A 25,295-nucleotide genomic window follows, 5' to 3' on the forward strand; every position below is an offset into this window, starting at 1 on the left:
CCATGATCGCCACCGCCACCCAGTGTAGTCGAGCGCCCATCACTGTGGCTTCAGGCTGCCATTCAAAGGCCCCAAGAGTCGTGAGGGGCGCGGTTTGCGGAACACCAGCACGTTGCCCAGCATCACCAGCACCAGCCCCGCCAAGGCTGGCAAGGTCCATTGATAGCCCTCGGCGTAGGCCGAGACATTCAGTGCCACCAGTGGGAACAGCACCGTGCAATAGGCCGCCCGCTCCGGCCCCATGCGCCCTACCAGCGTCAGGTAGGCGGTAAAGCCAATGACCGACCCCGGAATGACCAGATACAGCAAGGACCCGATGTAGCGAGTGTTCCATTCCATAGCAAAGGGAATACCACTGACCACGCAGTACACCGCCAGCATCGATGCGCCGTAGAGCATGCCCCAGGCGTTGGTGGTCAATGGCTTGAGGCCAGCCTTTTGCTGCAGGCTGGACAGCATGTTGCCCGCCGAGAAACACAGCGTGCCGATCAGGGCCAGGCCCAAGCCTAAAACGGTTTCGCGGCTGGCCGCATGCCCGGCCAGCTCCGGCCAGAACAACAGCCCCAAGCCACCGAGCCCCAAGGCACCACCGCCGAGCACATTGGCCGCGATCTTCTGGCCAAAAAATACGCGGGCATTGAGCGCATTCCACAACGTGGCGGTCGAAAACACCACGGCGATCAGCCCACTGGGGATCCACTGGCTGGCGGTCAAAAAGCACATGAAGTTGATACAGAACAGGCACACACCTTGAGCCAGGCAAATCAGGTGCCCTCGCCGGTTCATCGGTTGCAGCCTGCGGCCGATCAGCAGAATCAAAAACAGCACCAGTGCCGCGAGGCCGAAGCGATAGACGATCGACACCGGAATCTCGACCACCCCCAATTGCAGCTTGAGGGCAATCCAGGTGGTGCCCCAGATCAAAACAGTCAGTAAATACAGAGAAAGGTTCATGCCAAGGCTCCCGGTTGAGCCTTCAGTGTCTTCGGATCCTGGCGGGCCGACTTGCATAAACTTGCGCTTTTTACATCGCTAGGGCTGGCAGCACAGAGGGCGCGGAGTAGGATGACCCTGGAGGTAAATACACATGACCAACCTGGCCCATCTGCAAGTCTTTCAATCGTTGAACAGCTCGCCCAATGCTCGCCTGGAGCACAGTGCCGAGTTGGGCGATGGTATGGGCGCGGCCTTGTGGAACAACCATCACGATGCCCGTGACTACCAGGCGCCGACACATCACACCCTGTCGTGTTACATCGACGGCGGCACCGAGACGTTCCGCCGTGAAAGCCCTTCCAGCAAGGGTGCGCCGGGCAAGCTGTGCGTGCTGCCGGCGGGTCATGAGTCCGCGTGGGTCATCAACGGCAAGATCCGCCTGGTGCACCTGTATTTCAGCCAGGAACAGTTCGCCCTCGGCTGCATCGGCCTGCTCGATCGCGAGCCGCGCGAGCTGCAACTGCGCGAAGGGACCTTCCTCGACGACCCTGAACAAACCCGGCGCTTCTATCAGCTCATCAACCTAAACTGGGATGAGCCGGGCGAGCGCGTACTCACCAGCAACCTGGCCCATGAAATGCTCGGCCATGCACTACTCAGCCAGGTCGGCATTCGCCAGGGCCTCAAACTCAAGGGCGGTCTTGCGCCGCATCAACGGCGCCGGATGCTGGACTTTATCGAGATACAACTGGCCGAACCGCTCAGCCTTGGGCAACTGGCGGGGTTATGCAGCCTGTCCGAATATCACTTTGCGCGGATGTTCCGCGCAAGCTTCGGGTTACCGCCGCATCAATACGTGCTGGCCCGTCGCCTGAACCGCGCCCGGCATCTGCTGCGTCATGGCAGCTTGCCGCTGGGGGAAGTGGCGCTGGCGTGTGGATTTGCCAGTGCCAGTCATTTTGCCAATCGGTTTCGGCAGGCTGTGGGCGTGACGCCGGGGGAGTATCGGTTGGCGTTGGCGAAATGAAGGTTCGGCGCTCCGACTTTCAAGCCCAATCCTGTACAAATAATGTACAGCGTTGCGACAAGCCATACAGGCCAAGGCCTGACACTGTTGATCTACATGTTATCCACAGGCAGGCCCACTGGAATTGTGGGTAAAACAGGCAAGTTATTGATCTAAAACCCCAAACCAGCGCAACCCTCAGCCGATCAGGACAATCCTTCCAGCAGGCCATCGACGCGAAGCAGATCGACGATCACATGTTCATCGACTGCATACACCCCCCGCGAAGCCTTCCAAACCAATTTCTTCTCCTGTAAGGCAATGAGTGCTTGCTGTACTCCCGGCACCTCAACCTTTATGTCGCTTGCTGCGATACCCGCCTGCGCCATGGCTTTGGCGTACAGCTCCATGGTCGGAGCCTCGAATGGCGCGTAGTGATCACCCTTCACACTCATGACGCGAATAACGGCAGATTGGATCGGGGTGAGGCTATGGATCACCTTCTTGAGGTTCGCGTTCAACTCATCAGCTTGCGCTCGAACAAGCTCAGCAAACCGTGCCGGTATAGATTCTGGGGCAATGATGAAGTCGAAGCGGATTTCGTCAGCCGCCGCGCCGAGCAGTTCAGGGCGATAGCCACTTTCCTTGAACAACTGGAAGACCTCTGCTGGATCGAGCGCGCAGGGAAGGTCAAGGTTGGCGCACAGCCAATCAATGAAGTCTTGATCCAGGGTGGGGAACGGCACCATGGAAGCGCCAAAGAATGCCTGATCCTTACTATTGCGTAGCATGGCCAGCTTGTCCCTGTTCGATCCAGTGCAGACGATGCGAAGGCCATGATGTTTCGAACTGTTGAGTTCGTCCCTCGCCGCCTTGAGGGCAAACAGAGCCGCCACACCTTCGTCCGTTGTTATTGCGTGCTGCGCTTCGTCGATCATCAGGACGATGATCTTCTGCGATTCATCGGAGAGCGCCACAAGCGCAGTGGTGAGATCGATGTCTTTTCCAAGCCCGATTTTGTCCAAGCTGAAATTCAAGCCACCGACCGTAACCTTCTCCATGCCGGATGATTTTGCTAGCCGTGTGATGAACCCCTCGTTACGCCCAACCGCTTCGCGGACTGCTTCTACGATGACAAGGCCTGGGTCTTTCGTCAGGTCTTTCCACAGGTCGGCATACAGCACAATCGCCCCTGCTGCTTCAAGGGCGGGTCGCAGGTCTTCACGTGCAAACGTGGATTTTCCGGTACGTCGTGGCGCTGCCAGGAAGACACCTGAGCTTGCCGAACTGCCCACAGCGACCTGCATGATTAGCTTCGAAAGCCGGGCAGCCAAGGCCGGACGGTGATAGAGGGTTTCAGTCATTTCAGGCCTCAAATTCAGGTTTATAGGGAATTATAGAGTGACTATAGACCAATTATAGAGAGCCTAGGCAGAAGGGGGATATAGGGTTTTATAGCTGATTATAGAACGACTATAGACCGATTATAGGCCAGGTGGCGGAAGCCTCCCACAGCCCGGCCGTAATGGCTAATACCCGCGAACTTTCTTGCGTGAAAAAATTTATCTTCATCAGGGGGTTGAAAAACTTCTCTGGCTGCCTGACCTTGTAATCAAGGGCGCCGGAATATTTCACTCGCCGCGCAGCCCTGGCGAGCTAGCTGAATAAGGGATTAACTATGCAAATCCAAGTCAATAGCGACAACCATATTCAAAGCAGCATCCGGCTTGAGGAGTGGGTACGCAGTACCGTAGAAAGCACGCTCGACCGTTATGAAGAGGACCTCACCCGCGTGGAGGTCCACCTCAAAGATGAAAATGGCGACAAGCCAGGCCCGCACGACAACCGCTGCCAGATGGAGGCTCGACCAAAAGGCCACCAACCGATTTCCGTCAGCCACACCGCAGAAACCCTGGAGCAGGCCATCGAAGGCGCTGCGACCAAACTCGAACATGCGCTGGAGCATTTGTTCGGCAAACTGCGCAACAAGCGTTCCGGCAAAACCGTGGAGATCGTACCGGCCGGTAACGACGCACTGCTGGAAGAAGAGTTTTTGGAAAATGAGCAGGCCCGGACTGGCACCTACTAGCCATTACGGCCACTGCATCACAAAAGGCGAGCCTCGGGCTCGCCTTTTTTCATTTCCGGCATGGGCGTTGCAAAGTCTTTGATCAGCTGGTCACGATGAACGCCACCGAACTATTCGGTGATTCATCCGGTCAATGACTCTGAGTCTTAAATAGCCAGGTGCCTCCCATGGACAACCCCTTTCAGCTCATCAACGATGCCTTCGCCAACGACTACCGCGTCAACCTGTGCATCGAACGCCTGGACGGCAGCATCACACTGACCCTGTCTGACGAGGGCGGTGTGGTCGCCAAGCGCCTGATCAGCCCCGCTCAGCGCAACGACCCTAAGCGCTTGAAGCACTTGATCGAAAGCATTCAGTTCGGCATCGCCATTGAGCAGGGCCGCAGTGCCCTGGAGATTCTTGGCAGCATGACGGACAGCTACCGCCGGGCAGCATGCACCAAGAGTGCGTCCCACCTGTAAGCGCTGCCCCGCTTTGCTTCATATCAACGACCGTCCGACTCGATTTCCTTGCCGCTGGCATCAATGGCCTTGCTGGACGGGTATTTCGACGACGCCATCCGCACGACCAGAATCGAGAACGACAACAGCAAAATACCGCCACACACATACAGTAAACCAGCATCCGGTGCCTTGTGGTGGGACACATCGCCGATCAACAAACGGGTCAGTGCGGTGATCGCCACATAGAGCAGAAAGCGGATGGGCATATGGTTGGTCTTGAAATAAATACCAACCATGGCGCCCAGCTCCAGGTAGATAAACAGCAGCAGAATGTCGTCGACGCTGACGCTGCCCTTGCCAATCATCTCGATAAAAGCAAACACCGCCCCGTAGGCGGTGATAGCGCCTATCCCGAACAACGCCAGGTAATGAAAAGCCTCGACACACAGATTGCCGAGCGAATCGGCTTGCGAATGCAAATTCTTGCGCAGCTTTTCAGCCCATTTGATTTCTGACATTACCTATCCATCCTGTACAAAAATTGAGCAGCGCTTCCACGATTCGAGCCGGATGATACCCCGGTGCTGATGACCCTTTCCCTGCCATGCAGTTAAAAGGCCAGTCGCAGGACATGGGAAGGTGGCAGATTGCCGCAAGGCACGTTTACACCAGAGCGCTAAGATGCCACTACTCAAATGTTCGAGATTCGCTTATCCTGAGCACTGTATAAATTAACAGTACCCAACGACGAGGCCGAAAATGGCTGTTGAAACCCTGTATCGCAGTACCCGTGACCTGGAGACGACATTCGTGGATCGCAAACTTGCCGACGCTCACGACCAAATGCTTGAACTGGCCGAGTCGCTGACAGATGTGCTCCTGAAAAACATCCCTGACCTGACCGAGAAGCAGGCCGAAGACACCGGTATCTTCATGGCCAAGAATCGCGCGGTGTTTGCAGCGGCGTTCAAAAGCAATGCCGGGGCGTTGGCTGAGCTGATACCGGGCAAGGGCGAATAGCTGCTTGGGGGCTGCGGGCAACCGGCATCCGACGGGCTACGAGTGCGGATACACCAACCGCTCAGCCAGACTCTCGGCCACGCGCGCAGGCGAGCGTTTTTCGGCCTGCGCGTGGGCATAGACCTCTGTCAGGCGCAACGGGATACGTGACAGGTGGGCGGTTATCGTACTGAGGTCTTCGCCCCGGTGTTTCAACGCCGAGTAGATCAGCCCACCGGAATTGATCACGTAATCCGGGGCGTAGAGAATGCCGCGCGCTTCGAGCTGGTCGGCGACCTGCATATTGGTGAGCTGGTTGTTGGCAGACCCTGCAACGGCTGCGCAACGCAGCTGAGCAACGCTTTGGCCATTGAGGATCGAACCCAGGCCACAGGGGGCGAAAATATCGCAGGGGGTGCTGATCAAGGCGTCGATGGCCACGGGCTTGGCATTCATTTGCTCCATCGCCAGTTGCACCCGACCTTCGTCATGATCGCTGACCAAAAGGTCCGCGCCCGCGGCGTGCAACTGCTCGGCCAGCGCATATCCGACGTTACCCAACCCTTGCACGGCGATGCGCAAGCCTTCCAGGTTACTGCTGCCCAAACGCGCCAGCGCAGTGCTGCGAATGCCAGCGAACACGCCCATCGCGGTATGTGGCGATGGGTCGCCCTGGGCTGTGGTACTGGTGACGTGCTGGGTGGCCTGGGCGATGCAGTCCATGTCCTGGGTCGAGGTGCCGCTGTCGATGGCGGTGATATAGCGCCCCTGCAGCGTCTCGATAAATCGGCCGAATGCTTCGAAGAGCGCCGCACGGTTTTCCACATGGGGGCTGCGAATGATCACAGCTTTACCACCCCCCAGGGGAAGTCCCGCCAGGGCGGCCTTGTAGGTCATGCCTTGAGCCAGGCGTATGGCATCGATCATGGCCGACTGATCATCCGGGTAGGCCAGGTATCGACAGCCACCCAGTGCCGGGCCCGCACTTTCATTGTGAATCGCGATCACAGCCTTGAGCCCGGTCGCAGGGTCTACGGCCAGGTGCAGCGATTGAGTGCGCGTGCTTTGCATCAGAGCAAACATCAACGGGCTTCCGGGGGGGCAGGTGCTGATCCAAGTATAGGCCGCATCGGCCGAGACGACCGAACGCCCAGCAATAAGCACGCTTTTGAGCATAACAATCCGAGCACTGGACTAACCGCTGGCACAGCGCTAAAAGGAACTCATAAGCGGAGGCTTTCATGAACCCACGTCAAGCCTGTCTAGCCTGCCTCGACCGCAACCCACCCGCGCTTTTCGAAGCGGCGTTGTGGATAGCGGCCGAACACGATGCCAGCGTCGAGCCCGAAAAACTGCTGCGCGAGTTTCAGTCGCTGCAACAGCAGATCAGTATCGGCTTGCCGATGCTGCCGGTCAGCGAACTGGCCCAGCCCATGTTGCGGCGCCTGAATCACCTGGGGTTTCAACAGGACGAGTTCCACCCGCTACGGCCCCAGGCGGCACTGCTCGACAAAGTCCTGCAACGCCGACGCGGGCAACCGCTGGCCCTGGCGCTGATCTGCCTTGAGCTGGCCAAACGCCTGGATATTCCGTTGACGGGTGTGAATTTTCCGGGCCATTTCCTGTTGCGAGTGCCGGGGGCCGACCATCTGCTAGACCCTTGTGGCGGCCGTCGGTTGTACCCCAGTGATTGCCGCGAGCTACTGGGGCGCCAGTTCGGCCCGCAGATTGCCCTGACGGCCGAGCATTTGCTTGAAGCCGATGCCAAGCAGATGCTGCAACGACTGTCGCGCAACCTGCGCCAACTGCATTCAACCAACGATAACGATCTGGCCGCACTCAAGGATGCCGAGCGCGTGATGGAGCTAGGGCCCGCCAATGCCAGCGATTATCTGGCCCGCGCGGCTTTGTATCAGCATCTGGACTGCCCACAGGCCGAGCGTTTCGACCTGGAGCGAGCCTTGTTGCTAACCGACGATCCGATCCAACGCCTGCGCCTGACCGATCGCCTGAGCCGTTTGCCACCGACGGCAACGCCGTCGATGCACTGAACCTCCAGATCAGGTGGCTGGGATGTCCACCTGATGACTCGGATGCGCCTTCACAAACGCCGGATGAGCGTTGACCAGCTGTGCCACCCGACGAATCCGTGGATACGCCTCAAGCGATACCCCGAACCGTTCGGCCGCGTACAACTGCGGAATCAGGTAGACATCCGCAAGCCCAGGCTCGCTGCCAAAGCAATAGCCTTGATCGCCAATCATCTGCTCCACCGCTGCCAACCCCTGGCTGATCCAATGGCCGATCCAGGCATTGACCTGATCGTCATCGAACCCGCCCTTACGCAGCTGGCCCAGCACACTGACGTTGTGCAACGGGTGAACATCGCAACCGATCACTGCCGCTACAGCACGGGCATGGGCTCGTTGCACAGCATTGCCAGGTAGCAGCGTGGGCGTTGGATAAAGCTCTTCGAGGTACTCGATGATCGCCGGGGACTGCACGATCAGCTCGCCCGAGTCCACCCGCAGGGCCGGTACTCGGCCCTGTGGATTGAGCGCCAGAAAGCTCGCCTCACGTTGCTCACCCTTGAGCAGATTGACGGGCAGCGCCTGAAAATCCAGGCCCTTGAGGGCCAGGGCGATACGTACCCGATAGGAGGAGGTCGAGCGATAGTATGTGAACAAATCCATCGTCAACCTCCTCAGTGTGCTGGCACAACCCTGCCACGGCATTCACCGAAGCCGATAGAAACCAAGCCGTCACCCTGACAGCGGGCGCGCAGGATGATTTCATCGCCGTCTTCCAGGAAGGTACGCACCTCGCCCGAGGCAAGCTTGATCGGTGCTTTGCCGCCTTCGGTGATCTCCAGCAGGCTGCCAAACTCGCCAGGGTTGGCGCCAGACAAGGTGCCAGAACCGAACAGGTCACCGGCTTGCAACTGGCAGCCGTTGACGCTGTGGTGCGTGATCATCTGGGCGACGGTCCAATACATTGCCTGGGTGTTGCTCAGGGCCAGGCGTTCGGCCGGCAGGTTCTGCTCGCGCATTTTTTCGGTCAGCAGCAGGACTTCCAGGTTGATATTAAGCCCACCACCTTTCTGGTCACGGTCGTCCAGCAAGTACGGCAGCGGCTGTGGATCACCGTCAGCGCGTGGCGTCGGCGCACAACGGAAGGCCTCCAGTGCCTCGGCCGTTACCACCCAGGGCGAGACGCTGGTGATAAAGCTTTTCGACAGGAACGGGCCCAGCGGCTGGTATTCCCAGGCCTGGATGTCACGCGCCGACCAGTCGTTGAGCAGGCAATAGCCCGCCACATGATTGGCCGCCTCGGACACCGGGATCGACTCGCCCAGCGCGTTGCCAAGGCCGATCCAGATACCCAGCTCCAGTTCGAAGTCCAGGCGTTCGGTGGGGCCGAAGGTGGGTTCGGTCCCACCTGCGGGCAGGATCTGGCCCTTGGGACGCCGCACGTCGGCACCCGACGCGCGAATGGTCGAGGCGCGGCCGTGATAACCGATAGGGACGTGCTTGTAGTTGGGTAGTAGCGGGTTGCCTGGACGGAACAGATTGCCGACATTCTTGGCGTGCTCGATGCCGACGTAGAAGTCGGTGTAGTCACCGATGCGCGCTGGCAGGTGCATCGTGCACTCTGCTGCCGGGTACAGGAATTCGACGAGCTGTTTCTGTTCCTCCTCGGCAACCTGTTCGCCCAACATTTGCATCAAGCGCCTACGCAAGGCCATTCGTGTCTGCTGGCCCTGTTCGAAAAACGCATTGAGGGTGCCACCACACACCGCTTCCACTGCGCGACGGGCTTGGCCATCGAACAGCCCTGCGGCCAGTACAGCTTCAAGATCCAGAATCGAATCACCGATGGCTACGCCGCAACGGGGAGTCTGGTCGCCATGGCTGAAAATGCCCATGGGCAAGTTCTGCAGCGGAAAGTCGGCATGGCCATTGGCGCCGGGGACCCAGCTGAGCAAATAGACTGGCTGATTCATGGGTTATCTCCGATTCGGTGTGAAAGTAGTCGGCAACGTGGCCCAGCAAGCATCGTAGCTGGCTTGCAGTTGAGGGCAATCCAAAGCATAGCGAGTCGGGCGCAGCACTTGGCTGGTCTCGAACATAAACGCCATGGTGTTGTCGATTTTGTGCGGTTCAAGTTGTGCGGCGATGGCCGTGGTGCAGGTTTCGCCATCCGGTCCATGGGCACTCATGCAGCTGTGCAACGAGGCACCGCCAGGTAGAAAACCTTCGGCCTTGGCATCGTAGCTGCCGTGGATCAGGCCCATGAATTCATTCATCAGGTTACGGTGGAACCAAGGTGGACGAAAGGTATTTTCGGCCACCATCCAGCGCGGGGGGAAAATCACGAAGTCGATATTGGCCAAGCCATGCACACTGGTGGGCGAGGTCAATACCGTGAAAATAGAGGGGTCCGGGTGATCAAAGCTGACCGTGCCGAGGGTGTTGAAACGGCGCAGGTCATATTTGTAAGGGACGTTATTGCCGTGCCAGGCGACCACATCCAGCGGCGAATGCTGCAATTGGCAGCCCCACAGCTCACCCAAAAATTTCTGCACCAGCTGCACGGGGCCTGTGCTTTCTTCGTAGTGCGCAACCGGGGTCAGGAAATCACGCGGGTTGGCCAGGCCATTGCTGCCGATCGGGCCCAGATCGGGTAGACGCAAAGGCGCGCCGTGGTTTTCGGCGATATAGCCGCTCGCCTGGTCATCGAGCAATTCGACGCGAAATTTCAGGCCCCGTGGCAGTACAGCGATTTCCAGGGGCTCAACGTCCATGACACCCAACTCGGTGGCAATGCGCAGGCGGCCCATTTCCGGCACCACCAGCAGCTCGCCATCGGCGTTGAAAAACACGCGTTGCATCGAGCAGTTGGCGCGATAGAGGTGAACGCTGACGCCCGTGGGTTTTTCGGCGCTCGAATTAGCCGCCATGCTGACCCAACCGTCGATGAAATCAGTCGGCTCGCAGGGCATCGGCAATGGGTTCCAACGCAGACGGTTTGGCGTGACAGGCCCCAGCGGCCCGCCCGCCAATTGCCGCTCCAACCGTTCAAAGGCTGGGTGCAGCGCCGAAGGGCGAATGCGATACAGCCAGGTACGCCGCTGCTCACTGCGGGCCATGGTGAAGGCTGTGCCGGAGAATAATTCGGTGTACAAACCATACGGGGCTTTTTGCGGCGAGTTCTGCCCCTCCGGCAACGCACCGGGCAAGGCTTCACTGTTGAATTCGTTGCCGAAGCCGCTCAGGTAATTGAGCGCAGGTGGAGTAGAGTCGAGGTTCATGGAAGCCTCCTGGCCAGCAGGCCGGTGTGTGGCAGTTGGGCGTTTTGCGCTTGGCTGCGTTATTTTTATCGTAATCCGATTACGAATACCGTAATTTGATTAGGATTCAGCGTCAAGCTATAAAGACGCCCTCCCGTCTTCCCGGATCAGAATGCGCCATGGACAAAGCCAGCCCCTCAGCCGACAACGGCAAACAAAAAGTCCGCTCGGCGGAAGTCGGCACCGACATTCTCAAGGCGTTGGCGCAACTGGCGCCGTCCACGTCTTTGTCACGCCTGGCCGAGCATGTGCAAATGCCTGCCAGCAAGGTACATCGCTATCTGCAAGCACTGATCGCCAGCGGCTTTGCTGAACAGAATCCAGCGACCAACCATTACGGCCTGGGCCGTGAAGCATTGCGGGTTGGCTTGGCGGCCCTGGGCTCGATGGACGTGTTGAAAGTCGCTGCCCTGCCCCTCTCACAACTGCGCGACGACATTAATGAAAGCTGCTTTTTGGCCGTGTGGGGCAATCAGGGCGCAACGGTGGTCAGCATCGAGCCAGCCGCCCGTGCAGTGACCGTAGTGACACAAATTGGTTCAGTCCTACCGTTACTCAGCTCATCCACGGGGCTGGTGTTCGGTGCCTATTTGCCTGCCCGGGAAACGGCGCCGCTGCTGGCCCGTGAGCTAGAAACACTTGGCGGTGAACAGGATTACGAAGCTCAATTTCAAGCCATTCGCCAACGTGGCCTGCATCACATCCACGGCCTGTTGATGCCCGGTGTGGACGCGCTGTCGGCACCGGTGTTCAACGCGGTCGGGCAGATTGTGGCGGTGCTGACGATTGTGGGCCCGACCTCGATTTTCCACGCTGACGAGCATGGCCCAGCGGCGCGGAAACTTCTGGCAACAACTCAGGCCATCAGTTGGCGCATGGGTTTTGAAGCCTAGGTCACTGTTGCGTGAAGAGTAATAGTGAATGTCGCAATCAGGTATTTTTCGGTAGGAGAAGTCTGATTAATATTGTCGGACTTTCTGAGCGGCTAGCAGGCTGCAAGAAAGGTTAATCAGTTGTTAATGGCTCGAGTGTAACGTCCTCGCCTGCAACACCCAGGGTTCACCGACGTTGATTTGAAGCTCCTTGATCGAACGTCTTCTTTGGCCGCTGTCTTACAGCGGCCTTTTTTATGGGCGCAGATTGGTAAACCTGTCCCTGTAGGAGCAAGGCTTGCCTGCGATGAACGCAACGCGGTCTGGCTTTGGACCGCGTTGCGTTCATCGCGAGCAAGCTCGGCTCCTACAAGGATTCAGGAACAGGCCATTTGCAGCGACAGGCTCGAACAACGGTCGCGAAAACTCAGGTAATGGTGCAATACCTGTGTAGGCGCCTCGGTGTGCGGGTAATGACCGATGTCATCCAAGAGTACGGTGTCGGGTTGGGGTACCAATTCGCAATAGCGCCGGAGCATGTGTTCGCCGGAGACCGGGTCGACTCCTCCATTGATAAACCGCAGCGGCACATCCCCTTGCTGAAGGGCACCGACCCAACGCTCGCGGCGCTCGATCCGTTCGTGCATGTAGCCCACCAATTTGTGCAGCACGCGAGTGCCGCGGTTGGACTCGATCAGGCTCCAACCATCGTCGAGTGCGCTTTCACTTGGACGAGTATGTGGCCCGTAGATCTGTATCACCTGCTTGACCAGATCATCACGCGAGAAGGTCCGGCCGACCAACCAACCCAAGGGGCTGAGCATCAGTTTCTGGATCAGCAGCGAGCGATGCGCCTCGGGGAACAGCCCGCTGTTGAGAAATACACAGCTGGCGACGCTGGCCCACTGCTCATGATGCCGGGCAAGCAGCTCCTGAGCCACTGTGCCGCCGTAATCATGGGCCAACAGGTGAACCGGCTGCTCGATGTTCAGACGCACGAGCAATGCCTGCTGCAGATCGGCTTGCTCGATCATGCTGTATTGATGGTTGACCGGCTTGGACGAGTCGCCAAAACCGATCATGTCGCAGGCTATTACCCGAAAGCGCTGCGCCAAGGGTTGCCACAAGTAGTGCCAGTCCCAGCTGGCGGTCGGAAACCCGTGGATTAACAGCAGTGGCTCTCCTTGCCCTGCGCTCCAGTAACGAATGTTGTGGCCCCGAAAGGAAAACGTCTGGCCGCGGGTACGCCAGACGCACAGGGGGATTTCGGACAGTTGCATTTAAGCGTTCACCTCGCGACGGGTGTCGGCTGAGGCGCTTGCGCACTGGGTACTGACGGGCTCCCTGGGATGTATCGGCAAGACATGAGCTAAAGCCATGGCAATCACCTCGGCACTTTGACGTGCTCTCCTGGCTGCTGAGTCTAGCCACAGCCAGGGCGAAAGGTAGTTGCGTTGGCAGCCAGCTTACTGGCCTTTCGAGTCAACCGCCCTACGGCGTCCTTTCAGGCTTGCAATTGTGTGATCAATTGCGCGATCCAGGGCTCTGCGTCTGTTTCCGGGGTGACACTTTCGCTGGCATCCAGGCGTAACATCGACAGCACTTCACGCACGCCCAGCTCAACGAATAATTCGCGCAGTTGCTCGCCGCCAGCGCAGAACGTATCGCCATAGCTGGCATCGCCCAGGCCAATGACCGCACCCGGCAAGCCACGCCAGGCGCCTGGCAGCTCATCACGAATCTGGTGAAACAACGGCTGAAGGTTGTCAGGCAACTCGCCCATTCCCGTGGTGGAGGTCACGGCCAGTAAGGCTTCAGGCTCGAAGCCTTTCAGGTCTTGAAGCGTTGCACGATTGCTGTAGGTCACTTCGAAACCGGCCGCTTGCAGCAGTTTCTGGGCGTGGCGAGCGACTTCTTCGGCAGTTCCGTAAACCGACCCGGAAAAGATAGCGACTTTCATGACAGATCCTGTGGCTGAGTATTTGGGTCGGATATTAACAGGCTCTACCTTTGATTCGCAGCGAGAAGGCAAACGGCCGGTCAGGCTCACTGGGTGCACGCAGAGCAGAAAACTTCGGTTATGCTGGGACCATTTCGCACCCGGTAATTTCTGAAGTTGACAGCCAATCCATGAATAGTCCAATCCTTGTCACCGGCGCCAGTCAACGGGTAGGTCTCGAACTGGCTATCCAACTGGCCCAGGCTGGCCATCACGTTATCAGCGCCAGCCGCCATCTCAGCGCCACTGCTGCGCATCCGAACATCGAACAGTTCCAGGCAGACTTGACCCAACACGCCGACCGCTTGGCACTGATCGAACACATCAGCCGTCATTACGATGGATTGCGGGGCGTGATCCACAATGCCTCGCTATGGCTGGACGACGGCCTGGACAACCTGGACACCATGTTCAAGTTGCACGTCCAAGCGCCTTATCACCTGAACATGGCGCTCGGTGAGCAATTGGCAAAGGTGGAAAAGGCCGACATCATTCACATCTGCGATGAAACCTCGACCCGTGGCAGCAAAAGCCATATTGCCTATGCCGCCACCAAGGCTGCCTTGCAAAATATGGTGCTGTCCTTTGCCGAGAAATACGCCCCCAATATTCACGTCAATGCCGTGCTGCCTGGGCTGTTGATGTTCAAGGAAGACGGCGACGAGCAGTATCGCCGCCAGACACTGAAGAAAGCCCTGCTGGAATTCGAGCCCGGCGCACAACCGCTGATCGATGCTGTCTTCTTTCTCCTCAATACCCCCTACAGCACAGGCAGCAGTGTGATGATCAATGGTGGCCGTCACCTGAAAAAAGCCGTCCAGTGATCCATCGTCTGCAGTCAACTTCTGTGAGAACAGCATGAACAACCAAGAACAACTTGAACTCGAAGCGGCTGCCTTTCGCCGCCTCGTGGAACATTTTCAAAGCCGCACCGACGTGCAGAACATCGACCTGATGAACCTGGCCGGGTTCTGCCGCAACTGCTTGTCCAAGTGGTACAAGGCCGCCGCCGATGAGCGTGGCATCGAGGTCAGCCTCGATGACGCCCGTGAGCAGGTCTACGGCATGCCGTACAGCGAGTGGAAAAACCAATACCAGAAAGAAGCCAGCGCCGACCAACAGGCGGCGTTCGTCAAAGGAAAACAGCATGACTGATCTGAATACCCTGCGCGCCAGCCTCAAGAGTGGTGAACACGCATTTGCCGGCACCCTGGCCTTTATTGCCGCAGGCTACGAGTACCAGCCCCAGGCTTTCAATAACGGTGGTGTGGAGAACGCGGCCGGGCAGAACGAAGGTTCCTGCAAGACCTTGGGCTTGGCCCTGCTGGAAGGCTTGACCGATGAAGAGGCGCTGTTGGCCTTTGGCGAGCACTATCGCTCAGTGGTGGCCACGCCTGAGGGCAGCGACCATGCCAACATTCGGGCGTTGATTGCCCATGGCTTGGCCGGCGTCAAATTCGCTGCCCAGCCGCTGCATCGCAAGGCTTGATGTAGGAGCAGAGCTTGCTCGCGATGCAGACGCCATGGTGCATCTGGCAGAACGCGGTGAGGCTATCGTGAGCAAGCTTTACTCCCACGCCGACCTCCATTCACCTCGATATCGAGCAGTGAGCTTTTGATCCTGTGGGAGCCAAGCTTGCTCGCGATGAACGCGCCGCGGTCTACCTGATACACCGCGGTGCGGCCATCGCAGCCAAGGCTGGCTCCTACAGGGCTGCGTTCTGCAGGCCGTCCAGGTAACGCTCGGTATCCAGTGCTGCCATGCAGCCAGCGCCGGCCGAGGTGATGGCCTGGCGGTAGATGTGGTCAGCCACGTCACCGGCAGCAAATACGCCTTCGACGCTGGTCGCCGTAGCGTTACCGTCACCGCCGCCCTTGACCACCAAGTAGCCGTCTTTCAATTCCAGCTGGCCTTCGAACAACCCAGTGTTCGGGGTGTGGCCGATGGCAATGAATACGCCGTCGACCTTGATTTCGTCGCTGCTGCCGTCGTTGTTTTTAAGGCGAGCACCGGTCACGCCCATGTTGTCACCCAGCACTTCGTCCAGGGTGGCGTTGAGCTTGAGCTCGATCTTGCCTTCAGCAACCCGGGCGTGCAGCTTGTCGATCAGGATTTTCTCGGCGCGGAAGGTTTCGCGACGGTGAACCAGGGTGACCTTGCTGGCGATGTTGGCCAGGTACAGCGCTTCCTCGACAGCGGTGTTGCCGCCACCGACCACGGCCACTGGCTTGTTGCGGTAGAAGAAACCGTCGCAGGTAGCGCAAGCGGAAACGCCTTTGCCCATGAACGCTTCTTCCGACGGCAGGCCCAGGTAACGAGCGCTGGCACCGGTGGCGATGATCAGGGCATCACAGGTGTAGGTGCCGCTGTCACCGGTCAAGGTGTACGGCTTGCTGGCCAGGTCTACCGCATTGATGTGGTCGAAGACGATTTCGGTTTCGAAACGCTCGGCGTGCTCACGCATCCGCTCCATCAGTACCGGGCCGGTCAGGCCATGGACGTCGCCCGGCCAGTTGTCGACTTCGGTGGTGGTGGTCAGTTGGCCACCGGCCTGCATGCCGGTGATCAGCAGTGGCTTGAGGTTGGCGCGGGCAGCGTAGACGGCAGCGCTGTAACCGGCAGGGCCGGAGCCAAGGATAATCACGCGGGAATGACGGACTTCAGACATGACACACTCCTGTCGAACCTGGATGCATCCGGTTCGTGATGGAAACTAAAAAGGCCTCACAACGCCTTGGGGAAGGAATATTGCCAGACCTGAAAACGGTTAGGTACGGTTTACAGGCATTGAAAAGTTGAGCGCACTGTAAACGAGGTGGCAAAGAGTAGAGAAATACCTAAATACAATCCACCTCATAGACGACCTCTATAGCGTCAACCTGCATTGTTACAACTCGTTTCTCACCTATCGCCCGGCACCGTAACTCGGTAAGGTCGGCCCGTTTCCACAGCTTGGAGCTCGCGATGCAAGCCCCCGTACTTTCCGGCCCTCAATACCTGCGTGAAGGGCTGAACCTGATCTTAAGCCCCAACCTGCGGCTGTTCGTACTCCTGCCGCTGGCCATCAACCTGATTTTGTTTGGCGGCCTGATTTACCTGGCCGGTCATCAGTTCAGCCTTTGGGTCGACAGCCTGATGCCCAGCCTTCCCGACTGGCTGAGCTTTCTGAACTACATCCTCTGGCCGCTGTTTGTGGTGCTGGTGGTGCTGATGGTGTTTTTCACCTTCACGATGCTGGCCAACATCATTGCCGCGCCGTTCAATGGCTTTCTGGCGGAAAAGGTCGAGGTGGTGGTGCGTGGCACCGATGACTTCCCGGCCTTCAGCTGGGGCGAACTGACTGCCATGGTTCCGCGTACCTTTGGGCGGGAATTGCGCAAGCTGGGTTATTTCCTGCCGCGCGCCATCGGTTTATTCATCCTGTCGTTCATTCCGGTGGTCAATATCGTCGCCGCCCCCCTCTGGCTGTTGTTCGGTGTATGGATGATGGCCATTCAGTACATCGACTACCCGGCAGACAACCACAAAATGAGCTGGCAAGACATGCTCGCCTGGCTGCGCGCCAAGCGCTGGCAGAGCCTGAGCTTTGGCGGCAGCGTCTACCTGGTGTTGCTGATTCCGCTAGTGAACATTGTGATGATGCCGGCAGCGGTGGCCGGGGCGACCTTGTTCTGGGTACGTGAGCGGGAAGCGCGCTCACTCTGATCATTGTGTGGGAGCCGGCTTTAGCCGGCGATGGCCACACCGCGGTTCCCCGATGCACCGCGGTGTGGCCATCGCGAGCAAGCTCTGCTCCTACAGCACCGTTCATCAATCCATCTTGTAACTGTCACACCAGCGCAATGCTCGCGATCGACACTGGTCGTCATGACAGCACCCTTTCTGCACATCACTCTAATCAGCGAAACCTTCCCACCTGAAATCAACGGCGTGGCCAATACCCTTGGTCGCCTGAGCGAGGGCTTACGGGCACTAGGGCATCGGGTTGAGCTGGTGCGGCCACGCCAAAGCGTCGATGAAGCGACCGGCGCCAGTGATGACCTGCTGCTGTGTCGCGGCTGGCCATTGCCCGGCTACCCTGGACTGCAATGGGGCCAGGCCTCCATGCACAAGTTGCTGCGCCGTTGGACGCGACAGCGCCCGGATGTGCTTTATATCGCCACCGAAGGCCCCTTGGGGCTCAGCGCCCTGCGGGCGGCCAGACGGTTGGGCATTGCCGTGGTCAGCGGTTTTCATACCAACTTCCAGCAGTATTCCGGGGTGTACGGGCTGGGCCTCTTGAATCGGGTGCTAACCCATTACCTGCGCTGGTTTCATCGTCGTACCCAGATCACCCTGGTGCCCAGCCCCAGCCAGTCGATAGCGCTGGAGCGGCGAGGCTTTGAAGGCCTGGCGCTGCTCTCGCGGGGTGTGGACAGCCGGTTATTTCATCCCAGCAAGCGCTCGCCGGCGCTGCGTGAGCAATGGGGCCTGGCCGACGATGACATTGCCCTGCTACACGTCGGACGCCTGGCGCCGGAGAAGAACCTTGGAATGCTCAAGCGCAGCTTCGATGCCCTGGCCCTCACCTACCCCTCCCGTCGTATCAAATTGATCGTGGTCGGTGATGGCCCGCAACGCGCCGCGCTGGAGCAACAATTGCCGCAGGCGATTTTCTGCGGCGCACAACGCGGCGAAACCCTGGCTGAACACTATGCGTCAGGCGATATATTCCTGTTTCCCAGCCTGACCGAAACCTTTGGCAATGTAGTGCTCGAAGCCTTGGCCTCAGGCCTTGGCGTGGTGGCTTACGATGAAGCTGCCGCCGCCCAGCACATCCGCCACGGTCACAACGGTGCCCTGGCGATGCCGGGAGATGAAGCAGCGTTTATCGACGCCGCCGCCTGGCTGCTGGAAGAGGCTGAAACCTTGCGCCGGGTGCGCCTGAACGCACGGCAACATGCCAGTCGCCAAGGCTGGCCAGCGATCATCGAACAATTTGAAGGGTTTCTGCGTAGCGCCTGCAAGACCACAGACGCTGCAGTGCATCCTCAGTTACTGGCGATCAAACCAGGGTCGTCAACGCTTCGCGGCTGAACGGCAAAATGTCCTGTTCTCGCCCCTCGCGAACCTTGAGCGCCCAGTCCGGGTCCACCAGCAATGCACGCCCCACTGCGACCAAATCAAACTCATCGTTATTCAAACGCTTGAGCAGATTTTCAAGGCTGGCCGGCTGCGCCACTTTGTCGGTCGACACCATGAACTGCAAAAACTCGTCATCGAGTCCCACGCTTCCCACGGTAATGGTCGGCTTACGGGTCAGCTTACGAGTCCAGCCGGCCAAATTCAGCTCCGAGCCCTCAAATTCGGGTTCCCAGAAGCGGCGAGTCGAGCAGTGAAAGATGTCCACACCGGCTTCGACCAACGGCTGCAGGAACTCGCCCAACGCTTCGCTGCTCGTCACCAGGCGTGCGCTGTAATCCTGCTGCTTCCACTGGGAGTAGCGAAAGATAATCGGAAAGTCGGGCCCAACTGCGGCTCGCACAGCCCGAATCAATTCGATGGCAAACCGTGAGCGATTGGCCAGCGAGCCACCGTACTCGTCGGTGCGACGGTTGCTGTGGTCCCAAAAAAACTGGTCGATCAGGTAGCCGTGGGCGCCATGAATTTCCACGCCATCCATACCAATGGCCTGGGCGTCGCGGGCGGCCTGGGCGAAGGCGGCAATGACCTCGCCGATATCCTCAAGGCTCATGCCGTGCACCAAGGTTTCCCCGTCCTTGATTTTTTCGCTGGGGCCAAAGCCCGGCACACTGGCGTCCGGCTCGGTACCCTTGCGACGCACGCTGCCGACATGCCACAGCTGCGGGACTATTTTGCCGCCCTCGGCATGGACGGCATCGACCACGGCTTGCCAGCCAGCCAAGGCCTCTTCGCCATAAAACCGCGGTACGTGAGGGTAACCGTTGGCTGCCTTGTGCCCAACCGTGGTGCCTTCGGTGATAATCAGCCCGACACCGGCTGCCGCGCGACGACGGTAATACTCCACCACCTTGGCGCCAGGCACACCGCCGGGTGAGAAGGAGCGCGTCATCGGCGCCATGACCACGCGCGAGGGCAACTGTAGCGAACCCAGGCTGAAAGGTTGGAACAGGGCATTGACCGACATGCGGAACTCTCCGAGCAGATGGGGAATAGAGAGGTGCAGGATAGGTGGCCGTGGCCTGTGCGGCCCAGCACTATTGATATTGGTGATAAGAGGAAAAAACGACGGCGCTGTAGGAGCCGGCTTTAGCCGCGATGAACGCACCGCGGTTTGCCTGACGCACCGCGGGCTAAAGCCGGCTCCTACCCCAAAGCAGGTCAGGTCAGCGCTTTTTCGATGGCCTGGATCACTGTCTGATCATCCGGTGCGGTGCGCGGCGAAAAGCGCGCCAGCACCCGGCCATCCTTGCCGACCAGGAATTTCTCGAAGTTCCAGCTGATATCGCCTGGAAACTCTGCGCCCTCACCCGCCAGCAAGCGGTACAGCTGATGGCGATCATGGCCGTTGACTTCAATCTTGCTGCCCAGCGGGAAACTCACACCGTAGTTCAGGCTGCAAAACTCTTTGATTTCATTTTCGCTCCCAGGCTCCTGCCCGGCAAACTGATTGCATGGCAAGCCCAACACACTGAAACCCTTGCCTTTGTACTGCTGATACAGGTTTTCCAAGGCCGCATACTGAGGCGTCAGCCCGCACTTGGAAGCCACGTTGACCACCAGTACAACCTGCCCCTTCAGAGGTGCCAACGGCAAGTCCTTGCCATCCAGTCCTTGCAACTTAAGGTCGTGAAAAGCACTCATGACGATCTCCCCTATCTTGATCCCTGAAGCCCCTGATTACCGCCACAAGGAATACTGACAGACAAAAAAAAGCGCCCATCCAGGCCGACAGCAGGCTAATGTAAGCCTGCCTTGACCTGCTCGGGCGCCTCTACGGCTTTCTGAGCTTAGCAGCAGAAATCAGTGGTGATGACCACCTTCGCCATGAACGTGGCCATGAGCCACTTCTTCCTGGCTGGCATCACGAATGTCGACAATCTTCACCTGGAAGGTCAGGCGCTGGCCAGCCAGTGGGTGGTTGCCGTCGACGGTCACGTCGTCGCCGTCCAGGTCGCGAATGGTGACGATCTGCATCTGGCCGTCCGGCGCCGAAGCGTGGAACTGCATGCCCACTTCCAGCTCGTCGACACCTTCGAACATGCTGCGGCTCAGGGTGCTGACCAGTTCAGCGGAGTATTCGCCGTAGGCTTCTTCAGGCTCGATGGACACTTTCAGCTCTTCGCCGACGTCCTTGCCTTCCAGGGCCTTTTCCAGACCCGGGATGATGTTACCTGCGCCGTGCAGGTAGACCAGCGGAGCGCCGCCGGCAGAGCTGTCGATGACCTCACCAGCGTCGTTGGTGAGGGTATATTCGATGGACACAGCCTTGTTGGCAGCGATCGGCATGGGGCGGGACCTTTTGCATAAGAATGTTGAATCGACAAGTGTAACCAAGCCCTCGCCTGAAAGCTAACGCAAGGAGGACAGACGGCCCACCAGCGTTGTCGCGTGCGCTCAGGGGGTCGATGGCGCTACCCTAGGCAATTGATTCAGAGGTTGGCGGGCTTGCACCACGCCGGCCCCCTGCACGCACATTTCGAGAAGTTCGCATGCAAACTTTTTTTATCGCGCCGACCGACTTCGGCGTCGGCTTGACCTCTATCAGCCTTGGCCTGGTACGCACGCTTGAGCGCGCGGGCCTGAAAGTCGGCTTCTTCAAGCCGATCGCTCAACCTCACCCTGGCGATACCGGCCCTGAGCGCTCCACCGAACTGATCGCTCGCACCCACGGCCTCAAGCCCCCCAAGCCGCTGGCCCTGGCCCATGTCGAACGCATGCTCGGTGACGGCCAACTGGACGAACTGCTGGAAGAAATCGTCAGCCTTTATCAGCAGGCAGCGGTCGGCAAGGACGTGCTGATTGTCGAAGGCATGGTGCCGACCCGACACGCCAGCTACGCCGCCCGGGTTAACCAGCACTTGGCCAAGAGCCTGGACGCCGAGGTCATCCTGGTCTCGGCGCCGGACAACGAGGTGCTGACCGAACTGTCCGGCCGGGTAGAGCTGCAGGCCCAATTGTTCGGCGGCCCACGGGACCCGAAAGTGCTGGGCGTCATCCTTAACAAGGTTCGCACCGACGAAAGCATGGATGAGTTCGCCGCACGCCTGCGCGAACACTCGCCGCTGCTGCGCGGGGGTGATTTCCGCCTACTGGGTTGTATTCCCTTCCAGGCCGACCTCAACGCCCCCCGCACCCGCGATGTGGCGGAGCTCTTGGGCGCACAGGTGATCAATGCCGGGGACTATGAAACCCGGCGCATGAACAAGATCATCATCTGCGCCCGCACCGTGCTCAACACCTTGCAACTCCTCAAGCCCGGTACGCTGGTGGTGACGCCGGGCGATCGCGACGACATCATTCTGGCCGTCAGCCTGGCCGCCATCAACGGTGTGCCCCTGGCCGGCCTGCTCCTGACCAGCGACACCGTGCCCGACCCGCGGATCCTCGAACTGTGCCGCGGCGCCCTGCAGGCGGGCCTGCCCGTGCTGTCGGTGAGCACAGGCTCCTATGACACCGCCAACCGCCTCAATGGCCTGAACAAGGAAATCCCGATCGATGACCGCGAACGTGCGGAGATCATCACCGATTTCGTCGCCAGCCACCTGGACGCTGCCTGGTTACACCAACGTTGTGGTACGCCACGCGAGCTTCGCCTGTCACCGGCAGTGTTCCGCTATCAGTTGATCCAGCGCGCCCAGCAGGCCAACAAGCGCATCGTCCTGCCCGAGGGCAGCGAACCGCTGACGGTACAGGCCGCTGCCATTTGCCAGGCCCGTGGCATCGCTCGCTGCGTGCTGCTGGCCAAACCAGAAGACGTCTATGCCGTGGCCCAGGCCCAGGACATCGTGCTGCCCGAAGGTCTGGAGATCCTCGACCCGGACCTGATCCGTGAGCGCTATGTCGAGCCCATGGTGGCCTTGCGCAAGAGCAAAAGCCTCAACGCACCGATGGCCGAACAGCAGCTGGAGGACCCGGTGGTGATCGGCACCATGATGCTGGCGCTCGATGAAGTAGACGGCTTGGTCTCGGGCCTGATCCATTCCACCGCCAACACCATCCGTCCTGCCCTGCAGCTGATCAAGACCGCGCCGGGCTGCACACTGGTGTCCTCGGTGTTCTTCATGCTGTTTCCCGAGCAGGTACTGGTGTACGGCGACTGCGTGATGAACCCGCACCCCAGCGCTGCGGAACTGGCCGAAATCGCCCTGCAAAGCGCCGACTCCGCTGCGGCCTTTGGCGTCGCGCCGCGGGTTGCGATGATCAGCTATTCCAGCGGCAACAGCCTGGGCGACGAGGATGTGGAGAAGGTTCGTGAAGCCACGCAGCTGGCCCGCGAAGCCCAACGCGACCTGCAGATCGACGGCCCGTTGCAGTACGACGCCGCCGCCAATATAGACGTGGCCCGCCAGCTGGCCCCGGACAGCCCCGTGGCCGGTCGCGCCACGGTGTTTGTGTTCCCGGACTTGAACACAGGCAACACCACCCACAAGGCGGTGCAGCGCAGCGCCGACTGCGTCAGCCTTGGGCCGATGCTGCAAGGCTTGCGCAAACCGGTCAACGACCTGCCCCGTGGCGCCCAGGTAGATGACATCGTCTACACCATCGCCCTGACGGCGATTCAGGCCAACCGTAGCGCCGACCTCTAGGACCGTCCATGCTTGCCTTTTTACCCGCTGCCCTGCGAGGCGTGATCGCCTCGCTGTTATTGGGGCTCAACACACTCGTTTGCTGCGTACCGTTGTTTGTCGCCAGCCTGTTGAAACTGTGCCTGCCCTTCCCGGCTGCCCAGCGCGTCTGTGACGTGCTGATGCGGCATATCCACGAAGCCTGGATCAGCGCCAACAAAGGCTGGATGCGCCTGGTCGCGCCGACTCGCTGGCGCGTCAGCGGGCTCGAAGGGCTGGACTACCAGCACTCTTACCTGATCACCAGCAATCACCAGAGCTGGGTGGACATCCTGGTGCTGCAATACGTGCTCAACCGGCGTATCCGGCCCTTGAAGTTTTTCCTCAAGCAAGTACTGATCTGGGTGCCCGTCATTGGCCTTGCCTGGTGGGCACTGGGCTTTCCGTTCATGAAGCGCTACAGCAAGGCGTACCTGGCCAAACACCCGGAAAAGCAAGGCAAGGATCTGGAAACCACGCGCCGTACCTGTGCCAAGTTCCGTCACCAACCCACGGCCATCTTCAACTTTGCCGAGGGGACTCGCTTTACCCCCGCCAAGCATGCCCAGCAACAATCACCGTTTCGCCACCTGCTCAAACCCAAGGCAGGCGGGATCGCCTTTGTGCTGGACGCCATGGGCGAGCAATTGCAATCGATCATCAACGTGACCCTGCACTACCCGGGCGGCCACCCGGGGTTCTGGGACCTACTGTGCGGCCGCGTGCGGGAGATAGTGGTGGTGCTGGAAGAAATCGAAATACCGCAGGCGTTCATAGGCAAGAGCTATGACCAGGACGAAGCCTATCGCCAGGAATTTCAGGCGTGGATCAATGGGCTTTGGGAAGAGAAGGATCGGTTGCTTAGCGAACTGAAATAAACCGCGGCGCCTGCATCGCAGCCAAGGCTGGCTCCTACACGAACTGGTAGCCTGCATCGCCGGCAAGCCGCGCTCCTACGTAGGAGCCGGGCTTGCCCGCGATGCAGGCGCCGCGCTGTGTCAGGTAAGCCGCCTCACGGGCAGCCAACCAACGCAATTTACTGCTGGTATTGCTGGCCAGGAATCGGCTTGAGGTTGACCTCGACGCGACGGTTCTGGGCACGGCCATTGGCGTCGGCGTTGCTGGCGATCGGCTGATCAGGCCCTGCGCCACGCACCGAAAGGCGCGAGCCATCCACACCTTGGGAAGTCAGGTAGGTGCTGACCGCCTGGGCGCGCTGCAGCGACAGGTCCATGTTGTGCTGGCGGCTGCCGGTGCTGTCGGTGAAACCGATGATCTCGATGTTGTTCTGGTTGAACTGCTTGAAGGAGTTGGCCAGGTTGTTCAGCGGTGAGTAAAAGCTGCTGGCAATGGCCGAAGAGTCGGTGCCGAAGGTGATGTTGCCCGGCATGATCAGTTTGATCTGATCGCCTTCACGCTGCACTTCAACGCCGGTGTTGGCCATGCTGGCACGCAGGGCGGCTTCTTGCTTGTCAGCGTAGTAGCCGTAGCCGGCCGCGGCCGCGCCAACGGCAGCGGCGCCAATCAGCGCACCCTTGCCACGGTTGTCGTGATCGATGGCGGCACCCGCCAAGGCACCGGCCAGCGCACCCAGGCCGCCGTACTTGGCGGTCTTGCTCATGCCGGAGGACTCTTGCGTCTGACCTTGGCTATTGTAGGGGTTCTGGGATGCACAGCCGGACAGCAAGGCCACGGCCGTGGCGACAATGATCATGCGACGCGAGGTGAACATTGGTAAAGCTCCTGATCTTTCTTTCGGTGGTTACAGCCTGATGCTGCGGACCTTTGTTGGCCTTTGAGCGCAACGGT

The 25,295-nt window shown here is 59.4% G+C and carries 27 protein-coding genes and 1 pseudogene; 14 read left to right on the plus strand and 14 right to left on the minus strand.

Annotation, left to right across the window (positions count from 1 at the left end):
* Positions 1-39: 39 nt before the first annotated feature.
* Positions 40-954 (minus strand): DMT family transporter, encoded by a 915-nt coding sequence (locus AC3IX4_RS24175; RefSeq protein ID WP_489257863.1) that lies wholly within the window; start codon positions 952-954, stop codon positions 40-42.
* A gap of 133 nt (positions 955-1,087) precedes the next feature.
* On the opposite strand from AC3IX4_RS24175, the gene AC3IX4_RS24180 reads away from it, so the two are divergent.
* Positions 1,088-1,963: a helix-turn-helix domain-containing protein gene (locus tag AC3IX4_RS24180; protein ID WP_489257864.1), complete on the plus strand. Its 876-nt coding sequence runs from the start codon at positions 1,088-1,090 to the stop codon at positions 1,961-1,963.
* A gap of 185 nt (positions 1,964-2,148) precedes the next feature.
* Here the strand turns inward: AC3IX4_RS24180 and AC3IX4_RS24185 are convergent, their stop codons facing one another.
* Positions 2,149-3,306: an ATP-binding protein gene (locus AC3IX4_RS24185; RefSeq protein ID WP_489257865.1), complete on the minus strand. Its 1,158-nt coding sequence runs from the start codon at positions 3,304-3,306 to the stop codon at positions 2,149-2,151.
* A 314-nt stretch (positions 3,307-3,620) separates the two neighbouring features.
* Here AC3IX4_RS24185 and AC3IX4_RS24190 point away from each other — a divergent pair, with 314 nt between their 5' ends.
* On the plus strand, positions 3,621-4,031 hold the full coding sequence (locus AC3IX4_RS24190; protein ID WP_489257866.1) for an HPF/RaiA family ribosome-associated protein: 411 nt from the start codon (positions 3,621-3,623) through the stop codon (positions 4,029-4,031).
* Positions 4,032-4,198: 167 nt separating this feature from the next.
* Positions 4,199-4,495 carry a DUF3509 domain-containing protein gene (locus tag AC3IX4_RS24195; protein WP_489257867.1) on the plus strand — a complete coding sequence of 99 codons (297 nt, stop codon included), beginning with the start codon at positions 4,199-4,201 and terminating at the stop codon, positions 4,493-4,495.
* Between the two features lie 23 nt (positions 4,496-4,518).
* On the opposite strand, the gene AC3IX4_RS24200 is transcribed toward AC3IX4_RS24195, so the two are convergent.
* The gene (locus AC3IX4_RS24200; protein ID WP_489257868.1) at positions 4,519-4,995 is read right to left on the minus strand and encodes a phosphate-starvation-inducible protein PsiE; all 477 of its coding nucleotides are present in this window, start codon (positions 4,993-4,995) and stop codon (positions 4,519-4,521) included.
* 241 nt (positions 4,996-5,236) lie between these two features.
* Here AC3IX4_RS24200 and AC3IX4_RS24205 point away from each other — a divergent pair, with 241 nt between their 5' ends.
* Positions 5,237-5,497, plus strand: coding sequence for a YebG family protein (locus AC3IX4_RS24205; RefSeq protein ID WP_489257869.1), 261 nt, complete (start codon positions 5,237-5,239; stop codon positions 5,495-5,497).
* A 36-nt stretch (positions 5,498-5,533) separates the two neighbouring features.
* Here AC3IX4_RS24205 and AC3IX4_RS24210 read toward each other — a convergent pair whose 3' ends face one another.
* Positions 5,534-6,559 (minus strand): Leu/Phe/Val dehydrogenase, encoded by a 1,026-nt coding sequence (locus AC3IX4_RS24210; protein WP_489257870.1) that lies wholly within the window; start codon positions 6,557-6,559, stop codon positions 5,534-5,536.
* Positions 6,560-6,717: 158 nt separating this feature from the next.
* On the opposite strand from AC3IX4_RS24210, the gene AC3IX4_RS24215 reads away from it, so the two are divergent.
* The gene (locus AC3IX4_RS24215; RefSeq protein WP_489257871.1) at positions 6,718-7,527 is read left to right on the plus strand and encodes a SirB1 family protein; all 810 of its coding nucleotides are present in this window, start codon (positions 6,718-6,720) and stop codon (positions 7,525-7,527) included.
* Positions 7,528-7,536: 9 nt separating this feature from the next.
* Here the strand turns inward: AC3IX4_RS24215 and maiA are convergent, their stop codons facing one another.
* The 3 genes from maiA to hmgA are packed head-to-tail and all read right to left on the minus strand — an operon-like array spanning position 7,537 to position 10,787.
* Positions 7,537-8,169 carry a maleylacetoacetate isomerase gene (gene maiA, locus AC3IX4_RS24220; RefSeq protein WP_489257872.1) on the minus strand — a complete coding sequence of 211 codons (633 nt, stop codon included), beginning with the start codon at positions 8,167-8,169 and terminating at the stop codon, positions 7,537-7,539.
* A gap of 11 nt (positions 8,170-8,180) precedes the next feature.
* Positions 8,181-9,479: a fumarylacetoacetase gene (gene fahA, locus AC3IX4_RS24225; protein WP_489257873.1), complete on the minus strand. Its 1,299-nt coding sequence runs from the start codon at positions 9,477-9,479 to the stop codon at positions 8,181-8,183.
* Between the two features lie 3 nt (positions 9,480-9,482).
* Positions 9,483-10,787 carry a homogentisate 1,2-dioxygenase gene (gene hmgA / locus AC3IX4_RS24230; RefSeq protein WP_489257874.1) on the minus strand — a complete coding sequence of 435 codons (1,305 nt, stop codon included), beginning with the start codon at positions 10,785-10,787 and terminating at the stop codon, positions 9,483-9,485.
* 158 nt (positions 10,788-10,945) lie between these two features.
* On the opposite strand from hmgA, the gene AC3IX4_RS24235 reads away from it, so the two are divergent.
* Positions 10,946-11,719: an IclR family transcriptional regulator gene (locus tag AC3IX4_RS24235; RefSeq protein ID WP_489257875.1), complete on the plus strand. Its 774-nt coding sequence runs from the start codon at positions 10,946-10,948 to the stop codon at positions 11,717-11,719.
* 356 nt (positions 11,720-12,075) lie between these two features.
* Here the strand turns inward: AC3IX4_RS24235 and AC3IX4_RS24240 are convergent, their stop codons facing one another.
* Positions 12,076-12,978, minus strand: a complete 903-nt coding sequence (locus tag AC3IX4_RS24240) for an alpha/beta fold hydrolase (protein ID WP_489257876.1) — start codon at positions 12,976-12,978, stop codon at positions 12,076-12,078.
* A gap of 224 nt (positions 12,979-13,202) precedes the next feature.
* The gene (locus AC3IX4_RS24245) at positions 13,203-13,658 is read right to left on the minus strand and encodes a flavodoxin (RefSeq protein WP_489257877.1); all 456 of its coding nucleotides are present in this window, start codon (positions 13,656-13,658) and stop codon (positions 13,203-13,205) included.
* A gap of 170 nt (positions 13,659-13,828) precedes the next feature.
* Between AC3IX4_RS24245 and folM the strand changes: the two genes are divergently transcribed.
* The 3 genes from folM to AC3IX4_RS24260 are packed head-to-tail and all read left to right on the plus strand — an operon-like array spanning position 13,829 to position 15,186.
* Positions 13,829-14,521, plus strand: a complete 693-nt coding sequence (folM, locus tag AC3IX4_RS24250; protein WP_489257878.1) for a dihydromonapterin reductase — start codon at positions 13,829-13,831, stop codon at positions 14,519-14,521.
* A gap of 34 nt (positions 14,522-14,555) precedes the next feature.
* Positions 14,556-14,852: a DUF1244 domain-containing protein gene (locus AC3IX4_RS24255; RefSeq protein WP_489257879.1), complete on the plus strand. Its 297-nt coding sequence runs from the start codon at positions 14,556-14,558 to the stop codon at positions 14,850-14,852.
* Positions 14,845-15,186 carry a HopJ type III effector protein gene (locus tag AC3IX4_RS24260; protein WP_489257880.1) on the plus strand — a complete coding sequence of 114 codons (342 nt, stop codon included), beginning with the start codon at positions 14,845-14,847 and terminating at the stop codon, positions 15,184-15,186. Before AC3IX4_RS24255 ends, AC3IX4_RS24260 begins: the two co-directional genes overlap by 8 nt.
* Positions 15,187-15,403: 217 nt before the next feature.
* Here AC3IX4_RS24260 and trxB read toward each other — a convergent pair whose 3' ends face one another.
* A complete protein-coding gene (trxB, locus tag AC3IX4_RS24265) occupies positions 15,404-16,366 on the minus strand; it encodes a thioredoxin-disulfide reductase (RefSeq protein WP_489257881.1) in 963 nt (320 codons plus the stop codon).
* A gap of 296 nt (positions 16,367-16,662) precedes the next feature.
* Here trxB and cysZ point away from each other — a divergent pair, with 296 nt between their 5' ends.
* Positions 16,663-17,403: a sulfate transporter CysZ gene (gene cysZ / locus AC3IX4_RS24270; RefSeq protein WP_489257882.1), complete on the plus strand. Its 741-nt coding sequence runs from the start codon at positions 16,663-16,665 to the stop codon at positions 17,401-17,403.
* A 162-nt stretch (positions 17,404-17,565) separates the two neighbouring features.
* On the plus strand, positions 17,566-18,774 hold the full coding sequence (locus AC3IX4_RS24275; RefSeq protein WP_489257883.1) for a glycosyltransferase family 4 protein: 1,209 nt from the start codon (positions 17,566-17,568) through the stop codon (positions 18,772-18,774).
* Here AC3IX4_RS24275 and AC3IX4_RS24280 read toward each other — a convergent pair.
* From AC3IX4_RS24280 to AC3IX4_RS24290, 3 genes are all read right to left on the minus strand, one after another.
* Positions 18,743-19,846 carry an NADH:flavin oxidoreductase gene (locus AC3IX4_RS24280; RefSeq protein WP_489257884.1) on the minus strand — a complete coding sequence of 368 codons (1,104 nt, stop codon included), beginning with the start codon at positions 19,844-19,846 and terminating at the stop codon, positions 18,743-18,745. The genes AC3IX4_RS24275 and AC3IX4_RS24280 overlap by 32 nt on opposite strands.
* 194 nt (positions 19,847-20,040) lie before the next feature.
* Positions 20,041-20,523: a glutathione peroxidase gene (locus AC3IX4_RS24285; protein ID WP_489257885.1), complete on the minus strand. Its 483-nt coding sequence runs from the start codon at positions 20,521-20,523 to the stop codon at positions 20,041-20,043.
* A 159-nt stretch (positions 20,524-20,682) separates the two neighbouring features.
* On the minus strand, positions 20,683-21,168 hold the full coding sequence (locus tag AC3IX4_RS24290) for an FKBP-type peptidyl-prolyl cis-trans isomerase (RefSeq protein WP_489257886.1): 486 nt from the start codon (positions 21,166-21,168) through the stop codon (positions 20,683-20,685).
* Here AC3IX4_RS24290 and AC3IX4_RS24295 point away from each other — a divergent pair.
* The 3 genes and pseudogenes from AC3IX4_RS24295 to yihG form a co-directional block, all read left to right on the plus strand.
* Positions 21,137-21,232: pseudogene (locus AC3IX4_RS24295) on the plus strand (DUF3565 domain-containing protein); the annotation flags it as partial. The gene AC3IX4_RS24290 and the pseudogene AC3IX4_RS24295 overlap by 32 nt on opposite strands.
* Before the next feature lie 139 nt (positions 21,233-21,371).
* Complete coding sequence (gene pta, locus AC3IX4_RS24300) at positions 21,372-23,468, plus strand: phosphate acetyltransferase (RefSeq protein ID WP_489257887.1); 2,097 nt, start codon at positions 21,372-21,374, stop codon at positions 23,466-23,468.
* Between the two features lie 8 nt (positions 23,469-23,476).
* A complete protein-coding gene (gene yihG / locus AC3IX4_RS24305; protein WP_489257888.1) occupies positions 23,477-24,364 on the plus strand; it encodes a 1-acylglycerol-3-phosphate O-acyltransferase, YihG family in 888 nt (295 codons plus the stop codon).
* Between the two features lie 158 nt (positions 24,365-24,522).
* Here the strand turns inward: yihG and AC3IX4_RS24310 are convergent, their stop codons facing one another.
* The gene (locus AC3IX4_RS24310; RefSeq protein ID WP_489257889.1) at positions 24,523-25,218 is read right to left on the minus strand and encodes a YiaD family glycine zipper/OmpA-like lipoprotein; all 696 of its coding nucleotides are present in this window, start codon (positions 25,216-25,218) and stop codon (positions 24,523-24,525) included.
* Between the last annotated feature and the right edge of the window lie 77 nt (positions 25,219-25,295).

The sequence above is a fragment of the Pseudomonas sp. KH_021 genome (assembly GCF_057838865.1).